The sequence below is a fragment of the Streptomyces afghaniensis genome, assembly GCF_044327915.1.
GTDB classification, from domain to species: domain Bacteria; phylum Actinomycetota; class Actinomycetes; order Streptomycetales; family Streptomycetaceae; genus Streptomyces; species Streptomyces afghaniensis.
Genome location: NZ_JBIRGJ010000015.1, coordinates 1 through 22,081, shown reverse-complemented (window position 1 = coordinate 22,081; position 22,081 = coordinate 1). Strand labels below are relative to the sequence as shown.

Here is a 22,081-nt window from a genome sequence, read left to right as displayed (position 1 = left end):
GAATGAAGGAGTGGCAACGGACGACATGTGGATCTGGGACGGCGGGCGGGTCTGCCTGGACTTCACCAACACCCTCCGCTACCGGTGGCGGACCACGCCGGAGGAGACTCTCCGGAATCCGGGCGACCTGGCTCTCTGGCTTCAGCAGGCTGGCCTGCTCACACCGGACATCCCAGACCCCGGCGCTGCCGCCGTCCTGGCGTCGGGCCGACGACTGCGCGAGACGGTCGACCGGGCCGTACTCGCGGTCGCCGACAACCGGCTGCCCTTGTCCGGCGACATCACCATGCTCAACCGATCAGCAGCGAGGGCTCCTCGACCCGCCTTGCAGATCGCCGTCACGGACGGGCGCCTGGAGCCCGACGGAACCGCGAACATCGCCACCGATGCCTCAGCCGCTCTGGCGCTGATCGCCCAGGACGCCGTCGAACTGCTCCTGTCCGCCGAGATCCAGCGGGTACGCGTCTGCGGCGCTGACGAATGCGCCCTGCGCTTCGTTGACCGCTCCCCCGCCCGCAACCGCCGCTGGTGCTCCATGTCCCGCTGCGGCAACCGCACAAAGGTCCGCCTCCACCAGGCCCGAGCCAGGCGGAGTGAGCACACCCCGGCAGACTGAGCCCATCACGAGCTCCTGACACCACCGCGCTCGGTTCACTCGGCAGACCTCAGACGAAAGGCTGGGCCGGGGACGCTCTCGATGTCCTTCGGCTGCCGACACGGCAGCTCGCCCTGCGCCCGTCCGGTTTCGATCCTGCTCTCGTCATCGGCGTTCCCTCCAGCAGCCGCCTTGTGACCGAGCACCTCAACGACTACAGGGCCCATCTCCGATGCCCTGAAGGGCTTCCTCGCATCCATGAGGCTGATATCACGCATCTGAGTTTACTTTTCCATACTCAGCCAGTAGCGTCATGACCGGCACATCGACCCGGCTGCCGCAGGCGAACCCGGCACGGCACCCGCCTGAGAAGGAGCACCACCATGGGAGTAAGCCCAGAGGCACACGAGTTCGCGGAGTTCCTCGCGAGCGTGAGCGCGAAGTCGTCGACACCGGGCCTCGACCTGGCCGTCATCCGTGACATCGTCGACTCCAACCACAAGGCGTCGAGCGAGCCGGAAGGCGTCACCTACGCCGAAGTGGACGCGGGCGGCGTCCCCGCGCTGTGGGCCATCCCCGAGGGTGCCGATCCCGACCGCGCGCTGCTGCACTTCCACTTCGGCGGATCCGTCACCGCCTCCATGCACTCCGACCGCAAGGCCGCGGGACACATCGCGAAGGCGGCCGGCGCCCGCTCGCTGGTCGTGGACTTCCGCCTGGCACCCGAACACCCCTATCCGGCTCAGCTCGACGACGTCGAGACGGCCTACCGGTGGCTGCTCTCCCAGGGCTACGAGCCCCGCAACATCGGCAGCACCGGCCACTCCATCGGCGGCACGCTCGCGATCATGCTGGCGCTCCGTCTGCTGGCCAACGGCGAGCCCACCCCCGGTGCGATCGTCAGCGTCTCGCCCTGGACCGACCTCACCCTCCAGAACAAGTCGGTGGACGCCAACGAGGCGAACGACAAGATGCTCAGCCGCGCCACCCTCGAGCTCTTCCGCGGAGCCTGGGTTCAGGACCCCGCCATCGACCCCGCCGACCCCCGGATCAGCATCGCCAACGCCGACCTGACCGGCCTGCCACCCACGCTCGTCTACTACGGCGAGTACGAGACCCTTGCCGACGACGGTGCCGAACTCGGGCGCCGGCTCGCCGACTTCAAGGTCACTTCCGAGACCCACGGGGTTCCCGAGGGTCAGCACTCGTTCGTCCTGGGCGCGGGCCGCGTGCCCGAGGTGAACGAGGCGATCGGGCGGATGGGTCAGTGGCTCCGCACGCACCTCGGCGCCTGACCAGGGCCTGAGGACGGGGCCCGCCCACAGGGCTCGCCGACAGCAACGCGACGCGATGCCGGTGACCGGAATCCGGTCTTCGGCATCCGGCTCGGCCACTTCGGCCAACCTGAGGCATGCGTTGAGGCGGCATTCTGCACGCCGCCCCCTCCCCCGGTCCCTGGATGCCACAAAGGAGTGCGCAATGGGAAAGTACAAGGACGTCTTCCGCGCCAGCACCGAAGACCCGGAGAAATTCTGGCTGACGGCGGCGGAGAGCATCGACTGGGATGTCGCTCCGCAACGCGCCCTGGACGCCTCCAGCGCACCCTTCTACCGCTGGTTTCCCGACGGACGGCTCAACGTCTGCTTCAACGCGCTCGACCGGCACGTCGACGCGGGCCGCGGCGATCAACCCGCGCTCGTCTACGACTCACCCGTCACCGGCACCCGGCGCACCTACACCTACACCCAACTGAGGGACGAGGTGGCGGCCTTCGCCGGAGGGCTGGCGCAACTCGGTGTGGAACAGGGCGACCGAGTGGTGATCTACATGCCGATGGTCCCCGAGGCCGCCATCGCGATGCTCGCCTGCGCGCGGATCGGCGCCGTGCACTCGGTTGTCTTCGGCGGGTTCGCCCCGCACGAACTCGCCCTGCGCATCGACGACGCCACCCCCAAGGTCGTCGTCTCCGCCTCCTGCGGCATCGAGGGCAAGCGGGTCATCGCCTACAAGCCCCTGCTCGACCGGGCCATCGAACTCGCGGTCCACAAGCCGGAGAAGAGCGTGATCCTGCAACGTCCCCAGGAGCGGGCCGAGTTGGGGGCCGACGATCTCGACTGGACCGACCTGGTCGCCGCGGCACCACCGGCCGACTGCGTTCCCGTCCCGGCGAACGCCCCTCTGTACATCCTCTACACGTCCGGAACGACCGGGAAACCGAAGGGAGTGGTCCGTGACAGCGGCGGCTACGCGGTAGCCCTGCACTGGTCGATGGGAGCCGTGTACGACGTGGGCCCGGGCGAGACGATGTTCACCGGCTCGGACGTCGGCTGGGTCGTCGGCCATTCGTACATCGTCTACGCCCCGCTGCTGGTCGGCGCGACCACAGTCCTGTACGAAGGCAAGCCCGTCGGCACCCCGGACGCGGGCCAGTTCTGGCGCGTCGCCGCCGAGTACGGCGTCAAGACGATGTTCACCGCGCCCACCGCTTTCCGGGCCATCCGCAAGGAGGACCCCAAGGGTCTGCTCACCGCGGACCACGACCTGTCCGGCCTGCGCCACCTCTTCCTCGCAGGCGAGCGCCTCGACCCCGAGACGTACCACTGGGCGAGCGCCCTTCTGGACATCCCGGTGATCGACCACTGGTGGCAGACGGAGACGGGCTGGCCCATCGTCGCCAACCCGGTGGGCATCGAAGCCGCACCGGTCAAGCCCGGCTCCCCCACCCGCCCGCTCCCGGGCTGGGACGTCCGCGTCCTCGACGCCTCGGGCGAGCCGGTGCCCCCGGGCGTCGACGGCGCGATCGTCGTGAAACTCCCCCTACCGCCGGGCGCGCTTCCCACCCTCTGGAACGACGACGAACGCTACGTCGCCTCCTACCTCTCCGCCTTCGACGGCTACTACCTCACCGGCGACAGCGGACACATCGACGACGACGGCTACGTCTTCGTCATGGGCCGTACCGACGACGTCATCAACGTCGCCGGACACCGGCTGTCCACCGGCAGCATGGAGGAAGCCCTGGCGGCTCATCCCGATGTCGCGGAATGCGCCGTCATCGGCGTCGCCGATACTCTGAAGGGGCAAGTACCGCGCGGTTTCGTCGTCCTCAAAGCCGGCATCAGTCGCGAGGCGACAGAGGTCGAGGCCGAACTCGTCCAGCTCGTACGCGAGCGCATCGGCGCCGTCGCCTCCCTCAAGAACGTCGCGGTCGTGGCCGCCCTGCCCAAGACCCGCTCCGGCAAGATCCTGCGCAAGACGATGCGCGGCATCGCCGACGGCCACGAAGAACCCATCCCCTCCACCGTCGACGACCCCGGCGTCATCGAAACCCTGCGCCCTGTCCTTCGACGCGAAGGCCGCGCCGTATGACCATCGATTGACGGCTGCCCGGTCGCAGGCGGGGCATCGGCGCACCACCGGCCTCCGGACACATTGATCACCACCCGGATCAGCGGACGGGAACTTGCCGCTGCGCGGCCGAAGTACTACTAGGCCGCTGATCGACAATCCGGCCCACCAAGGTCACTCCGCCCAGCACGGTTCGTGCTTGCTCGCACCATCAAATGCAATTGCCCGTCGGGCCGCAGGCGATGGGGCGAGCGGTGGTGACCTCACCACAATCAAGTTCGCCGAGCTCCTGGGCCGGGAACGCGAACGCTCGTCCCTGCGCTGTCGCACACCCGGCCCCGCGGGGGCGACCTCCCCGTCCTGCGGGCCGCCCGGCACTGAGGCGATCGGAGTGGCGCGTGAGGTTGTCTCCAGGGAAGTGGTGTACGGGTTCGACCTGGTGCTGGACTCCGTGGGCGGGGCGAACCTCGAGAAGTCGCTGACCGTGCCGGAACGGAGGGGCTGTTGCCGGCCGGGTCTCAGTCGTTGTCGGGAACCATTGAGACCACGACCTTGCCGGCCTTGGTGCGGCCCTGCTCGACATATGCCATCGCCTCGAGCGTCTGGTCGAAGGGGAAGGTGCTGTCGATGACCGGGCGGAGCTTCCCGCTGTCGTAGAGGGCGCCGAGTTTGCGCAGCTGGGAGCCGTTGGCCTCCATGAAGAGGAACTCGTAGCGCACGCCCAGCGCCTTGGCCCGCTTGCGGATCTTGCGGCTGAGCGTGCTCATGACCAGACCCATGACGGCGGGGGCGCCGAGCTGCTTGGCGAAACCGGCGTCCGGCGGGCCGACGACACTGATGGCCAGGCCGCCGGGCTTCAGCACGGTCAGCGACTTCTCGAGGTTCGCCCCGCCCACGGAGTCCAGCACCAGGTCGTAGCCGGAGAGCACCTTGGAGAAGTCTTCCTTGGTGTAGTCGACGACGAGGTCGGCGCCGAGGTTCTTGACCAGCTCCTCGGTCCTGGCGTTCGCGGTGGTCGCCACCGTGGCGCCGAGGTGCTTGGCGAGCTGGATGACCGTTGACCCGAGCCCCCCGGCTCCGGCGTGGATGAGCACCTTCTGGCCCGGCTTCACGTGCGCGCGCTCGACGAGGATCTGCCAGGCGGCCAGGGCCACCAGCGGCACCGCGGCTGCCTCCTCCAGGGAGAGAGAGGCCGGCTTGGGCGCGACATCGTCCGCGTCGATCGCGATGAACTCCGCGAAGCCCCCCACCCGCAGGTCGCGCGGACGGGCGTAGACCTCGTCGCCGACCGCGAAGCCGCGTACGGCGGAACCGACCCGCGTCACGACGCCGGCCACGTCGTGGCCGAGCACGAACGGAAGCTTGTACTTCAGCAGCTGCTTGAACTCCCCGTTGCGGACCATCTTGTCCAGCGGGTTGATGCTGGCGGCGCTCACTCTGACCAGGACGTCGCGGTCTCCGACGGTGGGCTCGGGTACCTCTGCGGCGCGTACGCCGTCCTTGCCGTACTTCTCGACGACGAACGCCTTCATGCCGGCGGCCTTCCTGTGTGGGTGTCCGGGTGGTTGATGTGATTCTTCCGGCAGGTCCCCCTGCGCGCCCGTTTCTCGTGTGCGGCCGGGTTGATGTGCCACCCATGACGCTACTGGCTGAGTATGGAAAAGTAAACTCAGATGAGGTTAGAATCACCCCATGGACGCAACGACCGAAGCTCTGCAGGACGCCGGCGTGGACCCCCGTCTCGACCGGGACACGTCGAACTGCTCGATCGCCCGGACCCTTGAGGTCGTGGGCGAGAAGTGGACGATCCTGATCCTGCGCGAGGTCTGGTACGGCTCGTCCCGTTTCAGCGAGTTCGAACGCGTCCTCGGCTGTCCCCGCAACCTCCTCGCGGCGCGGCTCAAGATGCTCGTGGAGGAAGGGATCCTGGCCACCGAGACCTACAAGGAGCCGGGCTCGCGGAGCCGGCCGAAGTACGTGATCACCCCCAAGGGTGTGGATCTGGTCCCGGCCGTGATGGGGCTCCTGCAGTGGGGCGACCGCTACCGCGCCGACCCGGAGGGCCCGGCCATGCTCTCCAGGCACCGTGGATGCGGCGCGCACGTCGACGCCCAGATCCGCTGCGACCGGGGCCACGCCGTACAGCCGGAAGACATCGAGAGCATCCCCGGCCCGGCCTTTCGTCTGAGGCCCGCCGAGTGAACCGAGCGCGGTGGTGTCAGGAGCTCGTGATGGGCTCAGTCGCCGACGCGTTGGGCGTCGATGTACCTCTCGCGCAGCTCGGCGGTCGCTTCGGGGTGACTCCGGCTCGCGCCGCGATCTCGTTCATCGTCAGCTCCGCGTAGTCCCGCCCCGTTCTTTTCTTCACCGGAGAGTCCCTCTGGAACGGCGTGCACCGGGCAACTGCAGAGTGCGGTCAGCTGTCAATCCCCTGGCTCGGACGGTGTCGGCAGGACCACGCGGGACACCGCGCCGGTGTCGTGGTGGATGGTGTGCGTGCACGACCGCAGCTCGCTTCCGGTGCCGGGCACCGCACCTGTGCCCTCGTTGCGTGCGTACCGCGGGTGGGAGCCGCCGGCTATCAGCAGGCGTATCTGGTGTCCGGCCTTCACCTCGTGTGCGCAGGCGTCCAGCCGCACGCGCACGGACTGCACCTGGTCGAGGGGCGAGGTGGGGCCCAGCCGGAGGAATCCTTCGGCGAAGTTGCGGGACACGCCTTCGAGGTCGACGTCGCAGAGCCGTACGAAGACATCCGCGTGCGGGTTGCTCCTGGTGTGTGCCAGCTCGACGACGGGCGTTCCCATGATCTCCAGCGGCGCGGTCAGTGGGTCGGTGGTGAAGGTGAGTACATCGGAGCGGCTCTCCAGTCTCGCGTTGTCCTTGCTTCCGCCGTCGAGGGTGAGCAGCGGGCCGCCGAGCGTCGGCGTGGGGTTCGCCGGGTCGTAGACGTACGTGGACGGCGCTCCGTCGCTCGGCTCGTCGGCCAGGAGCCTGCCGCCCGGCTGCAGGTAGCGCACGGTCTCGCCCGTCGCTGGTGGCCATTCGGGCAGGTGTCGCCAGGCGCCCTGCCCGGTGACGTACACCTCGACGGGGGGCGCGGACCGTGGCTGTGCCGGCGCTTCGTCCGCGAGGTGCGTCTCAAGCCATGCGAGATTGCCGCGGAGCAGACGCCCCATGCTCTTCTGGCCCAGTTCCTGATGGGTCCACGGGCCGACGGTGAGGGAGACGTCGACCCCGCGGGTACGCAGCGACTCGTACTGGTGCAGGGTCTGGTCGAGGAAGAGGTCCTGCCAGCCGGCGGTGAGCCGCACCGGGACGTTCGCCCGCTCAAGGGCGTCGCCGAGTGTGAGCCGGTCCCACACGGCGTCGTCTCGCTGCGGGGTGGTCAGCCATTCCCGGAACCACGGCGCACGGTGGCCGGTCGCCTCGTCGGCCGCGTCTGCCAGCGGGAGGGCGCCGAAGACCGGGGCCAGCCGCCGGTTCAGAGTGAGCAGCCGGGGCACACCCCGCAGCCCGGGGAATCTCTCCTGATTGACCACCATCTCCGCGAACGTCAGGAAGTCACCCAGGCGGAACGCTCCGCTTCCGTGGGCCGCGTCGTGCACGTCGTGCGGGGCTACGGCGATCAGGGAGGCCCGCAGCTCAGGGGGCGGATCCATCAGCAGCGCCCACTGGGTCCAGCCCACATAGGACGACCCGGCGGTCGCGAGCCGCGCGTCGAACCAAGGCTGGGTCCGCAGCCAGGCCACCGCGTCCTGGGCGTCGTCGGCCTCGTTCGCCATCGGGTAGAAGGCTCCCGTGGAGCCGAAGGTGCCGCGGCAGCTCTGCAGTACGACGTGATACCCGCGGTCCGCGTAGGCCCTTGCCTCCAGGTCATGCGGGAAGCCGCGCCCGTACGGTGTGCGCACGAGGACGGTGCCCTTCGGCCGGCCGGTGACGGGGGCATAGTGGTCCGTCATCAGGACAGCGCCGTCGCGCGCGGGCGTCGGCAGGTTCCGCTCGACCCGGTAGCCGTGCCGGGTGCCCGGCAACCGCATCAGGCGGGTCAGGAGCCGGTCGGCCGTGCGGGCGGCCAGGCCCGGGGGTGCCAAGGTGGTGTGACGTGGAAGTGTCGTGGTCATGTCCTGGTTTCTGGTTCTTCGGTGGACTGGTTCGGGCGTGAAGGGGCGGAGTCGGGCGTCACAGGCAGTCGCGCAGCGCGCGGCTGAGTGCGTTGGCCCGGTCGTCGGGGAGGCCGCCGGGCTGTGCGGTCTGGTAGGCGAAGGCGATCTCTGATTCCAGGTGTGCGAAGCTGAGGCAGCCGCCCAGGCCGTCGTGGCCGAAGCTGCCGGGGCCGATCATCGGGCGGTGGGTGGAGCTGGTCATGAAGCCGGTGCCCCAGCCGCTGTTCGCGTCGGCGCCCACGAACGGAGGGCCTTCGGAGCGCACCACGAGGGCATCGCGGACGATGTCCGGGCCCAGCAGCCTGACCCCGTCGACCTCGCCGACGGTGGCCGCGTACAGCCGTGCCAGGCTGCGGGCGTCGGTCACGAGGTTGCCTGCCGGTATCTCGACCGACAGCCACGCTTCCGTGTTGGCTATCTCGGCGATCCGGGTCACGTCGTAGAGTCCGCCCAGGCTGATGGAGCGTTCGACCATGGGTGCGGCGAGGGCTTCGGCCATCATGGCGATGGCGTCGGGGTCGGTGCTGGGCAGCGGGTCCGCCAGGGGATGGAAGTCGGCGGACGCGGGATCGGCGCCGTACGTCATCGTCAGGCTGAGTGGATCGGCGATGTGCTCGCGCAGCCACTGACCGGGGCGCCGGCCCGTGGCCCGGCGCAGCACCTCGCCGGCCAGCCAGCCGAACGTGAGCGCGTGATAGGCGTACGCCGTCCCGGGCGCCCAGGCCGGCGCCTGCCGGGCCAGCGCGTTCACCACCGGCTCCCAGGCACGCAGATCCCCCAGCGTCAGATCCGCCTCGGGTGCCACCAGGCCGGCCCGGTGTGCGAGCAGGTGCCGTACCGTCGTCGCCCCCTTGCCGTTCTCGGCGAAGTCCGGCCAGTACTTCGCCACCGGGGCGTCGAGGTCGATCAGGCCGCGCTCGGCGGCCATCAGCAGACAGACGGTCGTGACGCCCTTGCTGACCGAGAACATGACGGTGCGGGCGTCGGGCGTCCAGGCGCCCCGGGCGGTCCGCCCGGCCCAGATGTCCACCACCGGCTCTCCCCCGGCGTACACGACACAGGCGGCGGCTGTGTCGCCGCGGTGGCGGAAGTTGTCGGCGAAGGCGTCGGCGACCGGTTCGAAGCCGCCGGCCACGTGGCCTTTCACCAGTGCTGCTGGCATGTCAGGCGCTCCTTCATGCCGTGTTGTCCTGGATCTGGGTGATGATCTGAGGCCAGAGCGGCTGGGGAAGCTCATGGCCCATGCCGGGGTAGAGGGTCAGCTTCGAGTCCGCGATCAGTTCGTGCAGGACCTTGGACCCCTCGGGGTCGATCAAACGGTCGCCGTCACCGTGCAGGATCGTGGTGGGCGCGGTGATGCGGTGCAGTCGAGGTGTGCGGTCGGGAGAGTTGTCGAGCGCCTCCATCTGCCGCAGGATGCCGTCGGGGTCGTAGTCGCGGTCGTACATCTGGCCTCCGAGCTCGCGCAGCCAGGCGACGTCCTGGGGGTATCCGGGGGAGGCGCACGCCGCTTCGTTGTCCAGGTACAGCGCGATCGCCTCGTCGCGGTTGCGGGCCGGTGGGCGTTGCGTCCGCTCGTCGACCAGGTCACGGCCGGCGATGAAGGCCGTGCTGGGAGCCGTGTAGACCAGGGCCAGGGTGAGCACGCGCGTGGGGTGGTCGAGGGCGAGTTGCTGGGCGACCATACCGCCCATCGACTGTCCGACGATGTGTGCCGCGGGAATGCCGAGCGCGGTGAGGAGACCCGCGGTGTCGTTCGCCATGTCGGCCAGGGTGTAGCCGCCCTGCGGGAACTTCTGCGACAGGCCGACGTCCCGGTTGTCGAAGCGGAGGACGTGGAAGCCCTGGTCGGCGAGTTGCCGGCACAGGTCCACGCGCCAGCCGAGCATGTGAGCCCCGAGGCCCTGGATCAGCAGCAGCGGAGGGTGGTCGGGGTCGCCGAAGGTGTCGTGGTCGAGGGTCACCCCGGCGGGTGTGGTGACGATGGTCATGGGGGGTCCCTACGGTTATCGGATCGAACGGATGGCCATGGCCAGCGCACCGGCGACCAGGGCGGACACGCCGCTGACGAGGAACAGTGAGCCGTAGCCGCCGAGCCCGATGAGGGAACCCGCGATGGCAGGCGCCGCGAGCTGGGGCAGGCCGGTGGCGACATTGAGGATCGCGAAGTCGCGTCCTTCGCTCCCCTTGTCAGGCAGGACCAGCGACATGACGGCGAGGTCGACCGCGAAGTACGTCCCCAGCGAAGCGCCCGACACCGCGGAGTACACGAGCATCGCGCCCCAGCTGTGGCTGACGATCGGTATGACCTGGGACAGGCCCAGGCCGATCGCGCTGACCGCGATGAACAGCTTGCGTCGGTCGAGCTTGTCGGCGAGCCAGCCGCAGAGTGTGGCGACGGCGATCCAGGTGCCGAACGAGACGGTCGAGAGAGTGCTCACTGCGAGGGCGACATCGCCGCCGGGGACGTTCTCGGCGCCGACGTAGTCCTGCACGGCGAAGAAGAGGTAGCCGGAGACGGTGAAGTAGGCCAGGAACAGACCGAACCTGCTGGCGAAGGCCAGGGCGAAGTCCCGGTGGCCGAACGCGCGGAAGAACGCGCGGACGGCCGCGACCACGTTGCCCCGCTCCTTCGGTCTCTCTGTCACCAGGCCGAGGGAGGACGGTTCGCGCGCGCCGGCCACGAGAGCAAGCGTCGTGACGAACAGCACCAGCGCGAGCACCGTGTACGCCCAGAGCTGGCTGACCCGGCCGGCCAGGTTGACGCCGAAGAGGATGCCGACGGGGGTGCCGAGACCGATGACAGCGGAGGCGATGCCCCGCCTGGCCACGGGCACGCGGTCGGGCAGGATCGCCGAGATCGCCCCGCCGTAGAAGTTCGAGGTGAACCACAGGATCGGGACCAGGATCGCGAGAGTGACCAGTCCGGTGCTCAGACCCATGGCGATCGTCAGAAGCGCGGACACGCCCGCCATGAGCACCAGCCAGGGGGCGCGCCGTCCGAACCGGGAGCGCGTACGGTCCGACAGCGCTCCGCCGGCGGGCAGCGCGATCATCGAGGCCACCGCGCCCAGTGTCGTCAGCAGCGCCAGCACACCGACCTTGGAGTCGGGCGCGAGGTCGGCCACCTGCGCGGGGAGCAGGATGACCCCGATCCCGTTGAACAGGGCGTACATCGCGGTGGTCGCCGGGAAGACGAAGGCGAGAAGGCGGCTCAGGCGGACCGGATCGGCGGGGGCGAGAACGCGGCCGGGTGTCGTGTCGGTGCTGACGGGGATCGTGTCGTCCATGACAGATCTCTCTTCGTGTGGATCCACCCCGTGGGCGTGCAGGAAGGCGGCGATGGGCTGGGGTGGGCGGCTCGGGCAAAACGGGTGCGGGGTGTCCCCGGCAGGCCATTGCGGCGACCGATGCGGCGATCTAATGGAATCTAATACGTATTAGATCGCTGATCGCCGTACCGTAGCCTGTGTGTGAAGTCGTGGCAAGAGGTGGAAGTCGTGGCAAGAGGCGGGGAGGGGCGTTGCCGAGAGTCACCAGCAAGGACGTGGCGCGCGAGGCCGGGGTCTCACAGACCACCGTGAGCTTCGTGCTCAACGGCAGGGAGGAGCACGGTCTCTCCGCGGAGACCCGTCGTCGCGTGCTGGAGACGGCGGAGCGGCTGGGCTACGTACCGTCGGGGGCCGGCCGTGCGCTGCGCAAGGGCCGCAGCAATGTCGTGCTCTGCGTTGTTCCTGACTTCCCCGTTGCGGAGGCCATGGAGCAGTTCAAGCTGGCCCTCGGCCGGTCGCTGGGCGAGGCCGGGTACGCCTGCGTGTACCTGCACCACGCCGGGACGGCCACGCCGTTGGCCGAGCTGTGGCAGCACGTCCAGCCTGCGGTGGTCGTCGCGTTCGGCAGCCTGCCGCCTGCCGACGCACAGTTGCTGCGCCGGGCGGAAATCCCCCTGCTGGATGGCGTGTTCACCCCGGATGGCACCGGCCTGACCGGGCTGAACCAGGAAGACATCGGATGGCTGCAGATCGAGCATCTCGCGGCACGAGGACACCGGCACATCGGCTATGCCGCGCTGGACGACCCCCGGGAGCGGCCGTTCTGTCTGCCGCGCCTGGAGGGAGCCACCCGGGCCTGCCGTGATCTGGGACTGCCCGCGCCGCAGGTGGTCAGCATGCGCTACTCGCGGGCCAGCGCCCGGGACGCCGTCGCGGAGTGGACACGGGGCGCCACCCCGGTCACAGCGGTCGCCGCGTTCAACGACCTGACCGCTCTCGCCGTCCTGGCCAGCTGCCGCACGCAGCACATCGACGTGCCGGACGACCTGGCGCTCATCGGCGTCGACGACCTGCCCGTGAGCTCGCTCGCGGTACCGGCCCTGACCACCATAGGGATGGACCTGACCGCGGCGGCCGGCAATCTCACCGCCGGCATCCTCTCAACGGTCGGAGCTGCGGCCCCGGCAGTCGGGAGCCGGCCTGACGCGGGCGACATCCTCGCCCTCATCCAGCGCGAGACGACGTAGCCGCGGTCGTTGTCATGGGATACAGCGCCGGCCGGTGTGAGGGGAACGTCCATTCTCGTCCGTGCCGAGTGCCGAGCGGTTATCCAGGCGCGGTCCCCCGAATTGGCAGGCGCCGCATCGATGCGGCGCCTGCCGATCAAGGTCAGGGGCGGGAGGCGTCCGTGACGGGCTCGCCCTTCAACCACATGCTCGACCAGCTCTACCACTGCCTCCAGCACCGCAGCCTGTTCGACGAAAACACCGCGCTCTCCTCCGACTCACCGCTGCGGCTTGACGCCGCGCTATGCGCCGGCCCTCGCGCGATACAAGGGAATTGAGGCCCGCCCACGCCTCGAAACTGAGCCGGATCAGGCCGGATCGACGAATATGTCGAGCGCGAGATCGCCCTCGAAGCCGGCCGGGCTGTAGACGGACAGGTCGGTGACGCCTTCGTCGAGCAGGACCTCGTCGTCGATGAACAGGTTGGCGGTGCACGTGCGTGCGTCACGCGTGAGGACGGCGTACGCGGCGTCAGCCATGATCTGCGGACTGCGGGCCTGTCCGGCGCCGCCGACCACGTTGCGCACGGCGGCTGTGTCGATCAGGGTTCGCGGCCACAGCGAGTTGGCGGCGATGCCGTCGGCGGCGAGTTCCTCGGCGAGCCCGATGGTGCACAGACTCATCCCGTACTTCGACAGCGTGTAACCCAGATGCTTGCCCACCCAGCGCGGCGCCAGGTTCAACGGCGGCGAGAGCGTGAGGATGTGCGGGTTGTCCGCCGCGCGCAGGTGTGGGATCGCGGCCTTGCTCAGCAGGAACGTGCCTCGCGTGTTGATGTCCTGCATCAGGTCGTACCGCTTCATCTCCAGCTGCTCCGCCGACGACAGGTCGATCGCGCTGGCGTTGTTGACCACGATGTCGATGCCACCGAAGGCACTGACCGCAGCGTTGACGGCAGTGCGTACGTCGTCCTCGTTGCGGACGTCACCTACGACGGCCAGCCCCTTGCCGCCCGCGCGCTCGATCTCCTCGACCGCGGTGTGGACCGTGCCTTCGAGCTTCGGGTGCGGTACAGCGGTCTTGGCGAGCATCACCACGTTCGCACCGTCGCGGGCCGCGCGCAGGGCGATGGCGAGTCCGATGCCGCGGCTGCCTCCCGACATCAGGACGGTCTTGCCGGCCAGCGTCCGTGTCATGGTCGAACCTCCAAAATAAGTTGGTGAACTAATCATATGTGGTACGAATGATATGGTCCGCGCATGACTTTCACTCCCGCACGCCAGAGCGACCGGCTCTACCACGAGCTCCTCGCCCCCAAGGAGACCCAGTCCGTGCGCGCCGCCGTGCGCCGGATCGCGGAGCAAGAAGTGGCTCCGCACGCCGCAGCGATCGCGAACGGCGACGAGCGCACCGACGGCTTCCCCCGGCAGGTGTTCGACGCGCTCGCATCGGCAGGGGTCTTCCGGATCCCCTTCCCCGGCGAGGTCGGCGGCGACGGTCTGACCCACCCGGCGACCGCCACCGCCGCGGCGATCGAAGAACTGGCCTACTACTCCAGCAGCGTCGCGGCCGTCTTCGACGTGCACTGCATCCTGGCGGGCAACGCCCTGCGGCAGGGCACCGAGGAGCAGCAGCGGCGCTGGCTGCCCAAGGTCGCGGAGGGCTCAGTGGTCGGCGCGTTCGCCACCACCGAGCCGGACGCCTCCAGCGACCTGTCTCCGCAGGCCGTTCAGACCGAGGCCGTACGCACCGAGACCGGTTGGGTGCTGAACGGCCACAAGCGGTGGATCTCCAACTCGCCCGTGGCCGCCTTCGTGGTAGTTCTCGCCCGTACCGGCGAGCGGCTGAGCATGTTCATCGTCGACACAGCCCTTCCGGGCGTTCAAGTCGGCCTCGCCGACCGCAAGATGGGCAACCGCGGCCAGCTCACCGCGGACGTCCGCTTCACGGACGTACACCTGTCCGACGACGACCTCCTCGGCGGCGCCGAGGGACAGGGACTGCGCCACGCACTGTCCACACTGACCTACGGCCGGATCGGCATCGCGGCCGCCGGGGTCGGCATGGCACAGGCCGCCTTCGACCACACCGTGGCCCACCTGTCGACGCGACACGCCTTCGGCAAGCCGGTGGCGGCCAACCAGCACTGGCAGTTCCTGCTCGCCGAGCGGGCCACCGAGATCGACAACGCCCGCACCCTCGTCACCAAGGCCGCCCTGCGCCTGGACGCCGGCAACCCGTCCCCGGAACCGGAGGCCGCGATGGCGAAGTACTACGCCACCAAGCTGTCGGTGGACATGGCGCGCGACGCCGTCCAGGCTTTCGGAGGCCTCGGCTTCGCGCGCGAACTGGGCGCCGACGGAAGCCCCGGCCCCGTCGAGGCGATCTACCGGGACAGCAAGATCGGTGAGATCTACGAGGGCACCAACGAGATCCAGAAGTGGGTCATCGCCCGGCAGATCTTCGGCCGGACCATCGTCGGCTGACGGCCCCGCGCATTCCCTGCCCTCGAGCCCCGCTTCAGCGCACCGAGATCGCTGCCCCGGTCCGGTCACCTCATGGGTCCGGCCACCTCAGGCCCTCTCGTACGATGGACCCAGACGATACGCAGGGCTAACCATAGGCGGGATAAACGATGTCCGAGGCTCCGCTGGTACCGGGGACAGTGGCCGAACACACCATCTGCCTGCTGGTCAAACTCGGGCAGGTGGCATTCAGGATCGCCGAGGACGGCCTCAGCGGTACCGGCCTGCGAGTGCGTCACTACAGCGTGCTGCAGGCCCTGGCCGACAGTGGAGCCATGCCGCAACTGGCGCTCGGCTCGTTCCTGCGCATCGACCCGGCGACGATGGTGACAAGTCTCGACGACCTGGAGCGGGCCGGATACGCCGAGCGGACACGCGATCCGCAGGACCGACGCCGGTACGCCGTCGACATCACCGACGACGGGCGCAAGGTCCTGGCCGACCTCAACCGCACACTCGTCGGTCTCGACAGCGAAATCCTCGCCGACCTGGGCACCACTGAGCGGCACTCGCTCCACGCCCTGCTGGGCAGCCTCGCCGGGAGTCCCGCCCTCACCGCCATGTTCGATGCCGTCCGCGAGCAGAGCGGCGCGAAAAGGGCTTAACGGCAGTAGGAGATCTCGACAGTCCGGGGCGATACGCCTCGGCTGTGACGGCCGGGCTGCATGGCCAGTCAGCCGCCCCGGTCCACTGATTCGAGGCCGCTCGCCTTCGCGGTCGTCGGCGGCTTCGAGGCAGTCTGCCCGCTTCCAGGTCGTCACGACGGCGACGAACTCCCAGGCTTCAGCGCCCTGTTGCCACGTCGTAGGCCCATGCAGCCGTCACCGACCGCGAGCCCCGTCAACTTCGCGCGGTCCGGGCGTAGGTAACCGAGGTGCGCGGTCTCTTGTGCTCCATCAATAACGAAGTTATGTTGCCGCCATGAAACGTGACTTGCTGGGCAGAAAACTGGTTGTCACCGGTGCGGCACGCGGCATCGGCGAGAAGGTGGCCCGCCTGGCCGCCGCCCGAGGGGCCCGAGTGACCGTGATCGGCCTCGAAGCGGATCGGTTGCGGGCTCTTGCCGACGAGCTGGGTCCCGCCGCTTCGTGGCGTGAGGCTGATGTGCGCGACGGGGCCGCTCTGCGATCGGCGATCGACGAGGCCGCCGAGGTCATGGGCGGCATCGACCTCGTGGTCGCCAACGCCGGCGTCGTGGCGTACGGGACGGTGCGGCAGACGGACGAGGCGTCGTTCGAGCGGGTCTTGGACATCAATCTGAACGGTGTGTTCCGCACCCTCAAGTACGCGACGCCGCACCTGGAGCGCAGCCGGGGCCATGTGCTGGTCGTGGCGTCCGCGCTGTCGTTCATGCCGCTGGCCGCGATGGCCTCCTACGGCGCGAGCAAGGCCGGGGCCGAGCTGCTCGCCCTGACCTACCGTCAGGAGGTGGCGCATCTCGGGGTCACGGTCGGCGTGGTGCACCCCTCCTGGATCGACACGGACCTCGTCCGAGGCGCCGAGGCGGACCTCCCCTCGTTCCAGGACCTGCGCGCGCGACTCCCCTATCCGGGCAATGTCACCACGAGCTCCGACCGGGCGGCCGCCGCGATCGTCGACGGGCTCGTGCCCCGACGCAGCCGCGTGTACGTCCCGCGTGCGGTCGCCGTGGCCAACTGGGCCAAAGCGGCGCTGAATTCACCGCTGGCCTGGCCCTGGGCGAGGCGCTTCGCAGCCCGGGCGGTGCCGTCCCTCGAACGGGAGGTCGCGGCGCTGGGGAGGCAGGACCAGCTCACGCCGGGCGCAGATGCCCCTGCCGCGGAGACCAGGTCGTCCTAGCCGCACACGGGGCAGCGCCCAACCGCCCGGCTTCTCAGCGGCCTTGGACGATCGAGTCGTACAGGCGCGCGGCGGCCTCATGGGAGGCCACGGCGCGTTCCCGCTGGTCCCCCAGTCCGACAGCGAAGTTCACGCCCATCGGCAGGAGCACCTGCGCCACGGCATCGTCGACCTCGACGAAGTGTTCAGCCAGTTCAAGGGTGATGTAACCGTGCACGAAACTCCACAGCTGGGCGGCGATGAGTTCGGGTTCCTGTCGCTCGACCCTGCCGGAGTGCACGAGCCGTTCGCACGCCGCGGTGACATGGGCGTGGGCTTCCCGAAAGGCCGGGGAATGCCCGCTCAGGCGACGGTCCGTATCCGGCAGAGGCCGGTACGTCGCCCGAGTGGACAGGCCGAACATCAGGTCGTAGAGGTGAGGGTTCTCGCGGGCCTGCCGACGGCAGCTCAAGGCCATGGCGAAGAGATCCGCGATCGGGTCCTCCGTCACCGGTACCCTGCCAAACGCTGCGCCGAGTTCCTTGAACCCGTGGTCGGCAACAGCGCTCATCAGCTCGGGGATCCCGCCGAAGTGGCTGTAGACCACCATCGTCGACAGTCCGCTCGCGGACGCCACCGCACGCACCTTCAGAGCCGACGGACCCTGCTCGGCCAGTAGCCCGATGGCTGCCCGCACAAGCCGTTCCGGTGCGTCATCGACTCTCGCCCGCCCTGCCATGTCCCGCACGCCTCCACCGTTGACACACCCGAAATAACTTGGTTATGTAATTCTTCACGGCAATAGTACACATCGCACGTGACGTGCCGTCTCGGATAGACGCGTCCACCCGTGGACACGTCATCACGCGCTGGTCCAGTCTCCTGCCGCCCGTGCGGGCACAGCGTGTCGGGGCCAACCCGACCTCATCGCTGCGGCACGCATCCGCGGCTGTCCCCACGCACTTCCCCACCCCCATGAACTCAGCACGGGAGCAGAACTCATGCCATACAAAGACAAGGGCCGTCTGACGATCGAAGATCGCGGTGCCGTCCTGATCGTCCGGGTCGACGGCGGTCCGCACCAGGAGTTCGGCCTCGACATCGCCCGTCAGCTGGAGAAGGTGGTGGCCCGAGCCGACGGTGATCCGAACGTCCGTGCCGTCGTCTTCACCGGGGCGCATCCCGAGCGGTTCGTCAGCCATGCCGCGGTCCGGTGGCTGCAGGAGGAGGGCGCCGCGAGCCCCACGGTCGGCCGGCGCGGTGCCGCGGCCGTCGTACGCATGGCGAAGCACGTGGACCGGTCCCGCCTCCTCGGGCCCCTGATGCGCAGGACCCCGATGCGCGGTGCCCTGCAGCTGGAACGTCTGCACACGACCTTTCTGCGGATGAACGCCAGCGGTGTGCTCTACGTCGCCGCCCTCAACGGTTCCGCTCTCGGCCTCGGCGCGGAGTTCGCCTGGGCGTGCGATCTGCGGGTCATGGCCGACGGGGACTTCTTCATCGGCCAGCCGGAGATCCTCCTCGGCATCATCCCGGGCGGAGGCGGCACCCAGCGGCTGACCCGCCTGATCGGCACCCACCGGTCCCTGGCCGCGATCCTCGAAGGCAAGCCGTTCACGCCTGAGGAGGCCCTCGCCAACGGGGCGGTGGACAAAGTCGTCGCGCAGGACAAGGTGGTCGCGCAGGCGGTCGAACTCGCCGAGCACTTCGGGAAGCGGTCGAAGGCGTCGGTCGCGGCCGCCAAGAGGTCGGTGTACTTCGGCGGCTCGATGTCACTGGAGGACGGTCTGCACGTCGAACGCGCCGAGTTCTTCGCCCAGGTCATGTCGAAGGAAGGCCAGAGGCTGATGCTCGACTACCAGGCCACAACCGCCGCCACCGGCGAACTCCCGCTCTACACACCGGGCACCTACGCACGAGCCCTCGCCTCGGGCAGCGTGCCGGGCCGTCGCTCGACGAGCGGGCGGTGAACCGACGATGACCACTCAGCAGTCCTTCACCCGTCACGACATCACGTTCCCTTCCGGCGACAGCAACTGCGCCGGCTGGCTCTACCTCCCCACAGGCGTCACGTCTCCGCCCGTCGTCATCCTCGGGCACGGCCTCGGCGCCGTCCGCGAGATGCGCCTGGACGCCTTCGCCGAGCGCTTCGCGCAGGCCGGCATCGCCGCGGTGGCCTTCACCTACCGGCACTTCGGCGACAGCGGCGGCCACCCTCGCCAGCTCCTGTCGATCAGGCGTCAGCTCGCCGACTGGGACGCCGCCATCGCCTACGTCAAGGCACGCACGGACGTCGACCGCACCCGCATCGCCGTATGGGGCAGCTCGTTCGGCGGCGGCCATGCCATCACCGTCGCCTCCCGCCATCCCGAACTGCGCGCGGCAGTGTCTCAGTGCCCCTTCACCGACGGTCTCGCCTCCGCGCTCGCGCTGGGCCCTGTCGCCTCACTCAAGGTCCTCCCCGTGGTCGCCCGCGACCTGGCGGCCAGAGGCCGCGGAAAGCCGCCCGTGATGGTGCCGATCGCCGCCACCCCCGGCTCGTCGGCCCTCATGAACGCCCCGGACGCCCTGCCCGGATACCAGGCGCTCCAGCCACCGGGAACGACGTTCCGCAACGAGGTGGCGGCGAGGGTCATCCCGACCATCCTCACCTACCGGCCCGGGCGCGCGGCCAAGAAGATCGCCATGCCGATCCTCTTCTGCGTCAGCGACACCGACTCCGTCACGCCTCCCGCCCAGACCCTCCGCTACGCGCGCACCGCACCCAAGGGAGAGATCAAGAGGTACGACGCCGGCCACTTCGACTTCTACACCGGCGAGACCTTCGAAGTACTGGTGCGCGACCAGATCGAGTTCCTCACCCGCCAGCTGAACCCGGCAGCCGCCGCGTCAGCTGCGTGACCGGACCGCATCACACCGAGACAGGTACGCCCTCGCCATGAATTTCGCATCTCTGCCCGACCGCCGCGCGGCCCTCGACCCCGATGGGGCCGCGGTCTCGGACGGCCGCCAGGCCCTCACCAACGTCCAGTTGCTGCGCCGCGTCCAGGCGGCGGCACGTCACCTGAAGGACCTCGGGGTCGGCCCCGGCGACGTCGTGGCCCTCAAGCTGACCAATCGCGTCGAGTTCGTGCTCCTGCTGTTCGCCGCCTGGCGGCTCGGGGCCACCATCACGCCGGTCAACCCGAGCATGACCGACGTCGAAGTGGCCCGACAGCTCAAGGACTCCGGCGCGCGCCTGCTGGTGGGCGAGGACGGCGGGACCGCAGCGGCGGACGGGACCGCCGTCCTCGCCGTCGGCGAACTGCACGACGACGCAGCGGCGGAGACGGATGAAGCCCTCCTTCCGGACCCGTCCGCGCTGGCCCTGCTCATCTACACCAGCGGCACGACCGGGGTTCCCAAAGGGGTGATGCTCGATCACGCCAACATCGACGCCATGGCGGACATGGGGCGTCGGGCGCTGGAGGTCGGTCCGGCCGACCGGTGCCTGCTGATCCTGCCGCTCTTCCACGTCAACGGCATCGTGGTCAGCACTCTCATCCCGTTGCTGGCGGGCGCGAGCGTCGTCATCGCCGACCGGTTCCATCCCGAGACCTTCTTCGATGTCGTCGAGCGCGAGCGCCCCACCTTCTTCAGCGCCGTGCCGACGATCTACTCCATGCTCGCGGCGCTCCCCGAGCAGGTCCGCCCCGACACTTCGTCCCTGCGCTTCGGAGTCTGCGGCGCGGCACCCGCCTCCGCCGAGTTGCTGACCCGGTTCGAGGCCCGTTACGGGTTTCCGCTCGTCGAGGGGTACGGCCTGTCCGAGGGAACCTGCGCATCCACCATCAATCCTGTCGCGGGCCCTCGACGCGCCGGAACCGTGGGACTGCCCTTCCCCGGCCAGGAGATCCGGATCGTCGACGCCGACGGCAGCGAGGTGCCGCCGGGCGTGGACGGTGAGGTAGTCGTGCGGGGCCCCAACGTCATGCGGGGCTATCTCGGCCGCCCGGAAGAAACAGCCAAAGTCATCGTCGACGGCTGGCTGCACACCGGCGACGTGGGCCGGCTCGACGCCGACGGATACCTGACCCTGGTCGGACGTTCGAAAGACATGATCATCCGGGGTGGGGAGAACATCTACCCCAAGGAGATCGAGGACGTCCTCGTCGGTGACCCGTCGGTGCTCGAGGCCGCCGTGATCGGCGTGCCCGACGAGAAATGGGGAGAAGTCGTCGTCGCCTACGTCCAGCCCCGACCGGGCCGGACCGTCGATCCGACGGCACTGCAGGAGCTCTGCGCGCACAGCCTCACCGGCTTCAAGCGCCCGACCGCGTTCTTCGTGGTGGATGCCATCGCGAAGAACGCGGTCGGAAAGATCGACAAGGTCTCGCTGCGCGCTGCCCACGCCGAGGTCTCTGCGCGGTCCTGACCTCCATGGATGGCGCTGTGGGCTGTCTGCGGCGGCGGCCCTCAGCTCCGTGCCAGGGGCCGAGTGGCAGTTCCGGCTCCCCGGAACTGCGCGAGCTTCGCCACGTGCCCGGCCTGCCGGGGACGTCCGCGGAGTTGCCCGCAAGGGTGGCTCAGGCCCTTGGCGGTTGGGCGGCGACGGTGAGGGCCGTCGCCGCCCAGCCTGACCGGTGCGCTCGCTCCCAGGTCGGATACCGTCGGGGAACCTCAGCAACGACTGGTGGAAACCGGGTCGGAGGCCAGGGGGGAAGCCGAGGCACGGTGACTGCGTTCCAGACGATGGGAGGCCCGCCGATCTGTGGTCGGTGCTCGACCCGACGGCGTGCCGACGGGAGAAGCGGCGTTGGATCTGCGCTCGGCCTACCGCGACATGGTGCTGGCGCGCAGGGTGGACACCGAGGCGATCGCTCTGCAGCGGCAGGGCGAGCTTGGACTGTGGCCCTTGCTGGTTTTCCTCGGTGACGGCGCGCTGAGTGAGGGAGAGACCAACGAGGCGTTCGTATGGGCCGCCGCCCAGCAACTCCCCGTGGTCTTCTTCTGCCAGAACAATCAGTGGGCGATTTCCGCGCCGTAGGCCTGCTCAGCTACGACGTGACCTGTCCGCTTCCAGGACCCGGCGGAGTGCCTTCAACGGGTACGGGCTCTCCCTGCTCTCCTCCTGAATCTTGAGGTAGAAGTCCGTCAGCACTGCGGCGAGCGGTGC

General features: G+C 69.3%; 18 protein-coding genes and 1 pseudogene. 12 read left to right on the top strand and 7 right to left on the bottom strand.

The window, feature by feature from the left end:
• The first annotated feature begins 10 nt into the window (after positions 1–10).
• The 3 genes from ACH4G3_RS41575 (at position 11) to ACH4G3_RS41565 (ending at position 3,964) form a co-directional block, all read left to right on the top strand.
• Positions 11–616 carry a CGNR zinc finger domain-containing protein gene (locus tag ACH4G3_RS41575; RefSeq protein ID WP_397629357.1) on the top strand — a complete coding sequence of 202 codons (606 nt, stop codon included), beginning with the start codon at positions 11–13 and terminating at the stop codon, positions 614–616.
• 362 nt (positions 617–978) lie between these two features.
• Positions 979–1,890: an alpha/beta hydrolase gene (locus ACH4G3_RS41570; RefSeq protein WP_397629356.1), complete on the top strand. Its 912-nt coding sequence runs from the start codon at positions 979–981 to the stop codon at positions 1,888–1,890.
• Between the two features lie 184 nt (positions 1,891–2,074).
• Positions 2,075–3,964, top strand: coding sequence for a propionyl-CoA synthetase (locus ACH4G3_RS41565; RefSeq protein WP_397629355.1), 1,890 nt, complete (start codon positions 2,075–2,077; stop codon positions 3,962–3,964).
• Positions 3,965–4,461: 497 nt separating this feature from the next.
• Here ACH4G3_RS41565 and ACH4G3_RS41560 read toward each other — a convergent pair whose 3' ends face one another.
• Positions 4,462–5,475 (bottom strand): NADP-dependent oxidoreductase, encoded by a 1,014-nt coding sequence (locus ACH4G3_RS41560; RefSeq protein WP_397629354.1) that lies wholly within the window; start codon positions 5,473–5,475, stop codon positions 4,462–4,464.
• Between the two features lie 160 nt (positions 5,476–5,635).
• Between ACH4G3_RS41560 and ACH4G3_RS41555 the strand changes: the two genes are divergently transcribed.
• On the top strand, positions 5,636–6,145 hold the full coding sequence (locus tag ACH4G3_RS41555) for a winged helix-turn-helix transcriptional regulator (RefSeq protein WP_397629353.1): 510 nt from the start codon (positions 5,636–5,638) through the stop codon (positions 6,143–6,145).
• Positions 6,146–6,366: 221 nt separating this feature from the next.
• On the opposite strand, the gene ACH4G3_RS41550 is transcribed toward ACH4G3_RS41555, so the two are convergent.
• Genes ACH4G3_RS41550 through ACH4G3_RS41535 form a run of 4 tightly spaced genes read right to left on the bottom strand, consistent with a single transcriptional unit; the run spans position 6,367 to position 11,396 of the window.
• Entirely contained in the window at positions 6,367–8,064 is a 1,698-nt protein-coding gene (locus tag ACH4G3_RS41550; RefSeq protein ID WP_397629352.1) for a CocE/NonD family hydrolase, read from the bottom strand.
• Positions 8,065–8,122: 58 nt separating this feature from the next.
• Entirely contained in the window at positions 8,123–9,268 is a 1,146-nt protein-coding gene (locus ACH4G3_RS41545) for a serine hydrolase domain-containing protein (protein WP_397629351.1), read from the bottom strand.
• A 13-nt stretch (positions 9,269–9,281) separates the two neighbouring features.
• Positions 9,282–10,097 (bottom strand): alpha/beta fold hydrolase, encoded by an 816-nt coding sequence (locus ACH4G3_RS41540; protein WP_397629350.1) that lies wholly within the window; start codon positions 10,095–10,097, stop codon positions 9,282–9,284.
• Between the two features lie 15 nt (positions 10,098–10,112).
• Positions 10,113–11,396, bottom strand: a complete 1,284-nt coding sequence (locus tag ACH4G3_RS41535; protein WP_397629349.1) for an MFS transporter — start codon at positions 11,394–11,396, stop codon at positions 10,113–10,115.
• A gap of 233 nt (positions 11,397–11,629) precedes the next feature.
• Between ACH4G3_RS41535 and ACH4G3_RS41530 the strand changes: the two genes are divergently transcribed.
• Positions 11,630–12,625, top strand: a complete 996-nt coding sequence (locus tag ACH4G3_RS41530; RefSeq protein ID WP_397629348.1) for a LacI family DNA-binding transcriptional regulator — start codon at positions 11,630–11,632, stop codon at positions 12,623–12,625.
• Positions 12,626–12,972: 347 nt separating this feature from the next.
• On the opposite strand, the gene ACH4G3_RS41525 is transcribed toward ACH4G3_RS41530, so the two are convergent.
• Entirely contained in the window at positions 12,973–13,800 is an 828-nt protein-coding gene (locus ACH4G3_RS41525; protein ID WP_397629347.1) for an SDR family oxidoreductase, read from the bottom strand.
• 63 nt (positions 13,801–13,863) lie between these two features.
• Between ACH4G3_RS41525 and ACH4G3_RS41520 the strand changes: the two genes are divergently transcribed.
• The 3 genes from ACH4G3_RS41520 to ACH4G3_RS41510 all read left to right on the top strand — a co-directional run bounded on the left by ACH4G3_RS41520 (position 13,864) and on the right by ACH4G3_RS41510 (position 16,947).
• Complete coding sequence (locus tag ACH4G3_RS41520; protein WP_397629346.1) at positions 13,864–15,090, top strand: acyl-CoA dehydrogenase family protein; 1,227 nt, start codon at positions 13,864–13,866, stop codon at positions 15,088–15,090.
• Between the two features lie 149 nt (positions 15,091–15,239).
• Positions 15,240–15,734 carry a MarR family winged helix-turn-helix transcriptional regulator gene (locus ACH4G3_RS41515; RefSeq protein ID WP_397629345.1) on the top strand — a complete coding sequence of 165 codons (495 nt, stop codon included), beginning with the start codon at positions 15,240–15,242 and terminating at the stop codon, positions 15,732–15,734.
• 316 nt (positions 15,735–16,050) lie between these two features.
• A complete protein-coding gene (locus ACH4G3_RS41510) occupies positions 16,051–16,947 on the top strand; it encodes a short-chain dehydrogenase/reductase (RefSeq protein ID WP_397629344.1) in 897 nt (298 codons plus the stop codon).
• A 34-nt stretch (positions 16,948–16,981) separates the two neighbouring features.
• On the opposite strand, the gene ACH4G3_RS41505 is transcribed toward ACH4G3_RS41510, so the two are convergent.
• A complete protein-coding gene (locus tag ACH4G3_RS41505; RefSeq protein ID WP_397629376.1) occupies positions 16,982–17,665 on the bottom strand; it encodes a TetR/AcrR family transcriptional regulator in 684 nt (227 codons plus the stop codon).
• Between the two features lie 262 nt (positions 17,666–17,927).
• Here ACH4G3_RS41505 and ACH4G3_RS41500 point away from each other — a divergent pair, with 262 nt between their 5' ends.
• From ACH4G3_RS41500 to ACH4G3_RS41485, 4 genes and pseudogenes are all read left to right on the top strand, one after another.
• On the top strand, positions 17,928–18,896 hold the full coding sequence (locus tag ACH4G3_RS41500; protein WP_397629343.1) for an enoyl-CoA hydratase/isomerase family protein: 969 nt from the start codon (positions 17,928–17,930) through the stop codon (positions 18,894–18,896).
• A 7-nt stretch (positions 18,897–18,903) separates the two neighbouring features.
• A complete protein-coding gene (locus ACH4G3_RS41495; RefSeq protein ID WP_397629342.1) occupies positions 18,904–19,827 on the top strand; it encodes an alpha/beta hydrolase in 924 nt (307 codons plus the stop codon).
• Between the two features lie 37 nt (positions 19,828–19,864).
• Positions 19,865–21,340, top strand: coding sequence for a class I adenylate-forming enzyme family protein (locus tag ACH4G3_RS41490; RefSeq protein ID WP_397629341.1), 1,476 nt, complete (start codon positions 19,865–19,867; stop codon positions 21,338–21,340).
• 375 nt (positions 21,341–21,715) lie between these two features.
• Positions 21,716–21,949, top strand: a pseudogene (locus ACH4G3_RS41485) (thiamine pyrophosphate-dependent enzyme); the annotation flags it as partial.
• Between the last annotated feature and the right edge of the window lie 132 nt (positions 21,950–22,081).

What these genes read in the sequence shown, in the direction of transcription:
- ACH4G3_RS41515 (WP_397629345.1), top strand. Translation starts at nt 15,240, where the DNA reads ATGTCCGAGGCTCCGCTGGTACCGGGGACAGTGGCCGAACACACCATC.
- ACH4G3_RS41495 (WP_397629342.1), top strand. Translation starts at nt 18,904, where the DNA reads ATGACCACTCAGCAGTCCTTCACCCGTCACGACATCACGTTCCCTTCC.
- ACH4G3_RS41570 (WP_397629356.1), top strand. Translation starts at nt 979, where the DNA reads ATGGGAGTAAGCCCAGAGGCACACGAGTTCGCGGAGTTCCTCGCGAGC.
- ACH4G3_RS41505 (WP_397629376.1), bottom strand. Translation starts at nt 17,665, where the DNA reads ATGGCAGGGCGGGCGAGAGTCGATGACGCACCGGAACGGCTTGTGCGG.
- ACH4G3_RS41560 (WP_397629354.1), bottom strand. Translation starts at nt 5,475, where the DNA reads ATGAAGGCGTTCGTCGTCGAGAAGTACGGCAAGGACGGCGTACGCGCC.
- ACH4G3_RS41565 (WP_397629355.1), top strand. Translation starts at nt 2,075, where the DNA reads ATGGGAAAGTACAAGGACGTCTTCCGCGCCAGCACCGAAGACCCGGAG.
- ACH4G3_RS41545 (WP_397629351.1), bottom strand. Translation starts at nt 9,268, where the DNA reads ATGCCAGCAGCACTGGTGAAAGGCCACGTGGCCGGCGGCTTCGAACCG.
- ACH4G3_RS41535 (WP_397629349.1), bottom strand. Translation starts at nt 11,396, where the DNA reads ATGGACGACACGATCCCCGTCAGCACCGACACGACACCCGGCCGCGTT.
- ACH4G3_RS41510 (WP_397629344.1), top strand. Translation starts at nt 16,051, where the DNA reads ATGAAACGTGACTTGCTGGGCAGAAAACTGGTTGTCACCGGTGCGGCA.
- ACH4G3_RS41520 (WP_397629346.1), top strand. Translation starts at nt 13,864, where the DNA reads ATGACTTTCACTCCCGCACGCCAGAGCGACCGGCTCTACCACGAGCTC.
- ACH4G3_RS41490 (WP_397629341.1), top strand. Translation starts at nt 19,865, where the DNA reads ATGAATTTCGCATCTCTGCCCGACCGCCGCGCGGCCCTCGACCCCGAT.
- ACH4G3_RS41500 (WP_397629343.1), top strand. Translation starts at nt 17,928, where the DNA reads ATGCCATACAAAGACAAGGGCCGTCTGACGATCGAAGATCGCGGTGCC.
- ACH4G3_RS41550 (WP_397629352.1), bottom strand. Translation starts at nt 8,064, where the DNA reads ATGACCACGACACTTCCACGTCACACCACCTTGGCACCCCCGGGCCTG.
- ACH4G3_RS41540 (WP_397629350.1), bottom strand. Translation starts at nt 10,097, where the DNA reads ATGACCATCGTCACCACACCCGCCGGGGTGACCCTCGACCACGACACC.
- ACH4G3_RS41555 (WP_397629353.1), top strand. Translation starts at nt 5,636, where the DNA reads ATGGACGCAACGACCGAAGCTCTGCAGGACGCCGGCGTGGACCCCCGT.
- ACH4G3_RS41525 (WP_397629347.1), bottom strand. Translation starts at nt 13,800, where the DNA reads ATGACACGGACGCTGGCCGGCAAGACCGTCCTGATGTCGGGAGGCAGC.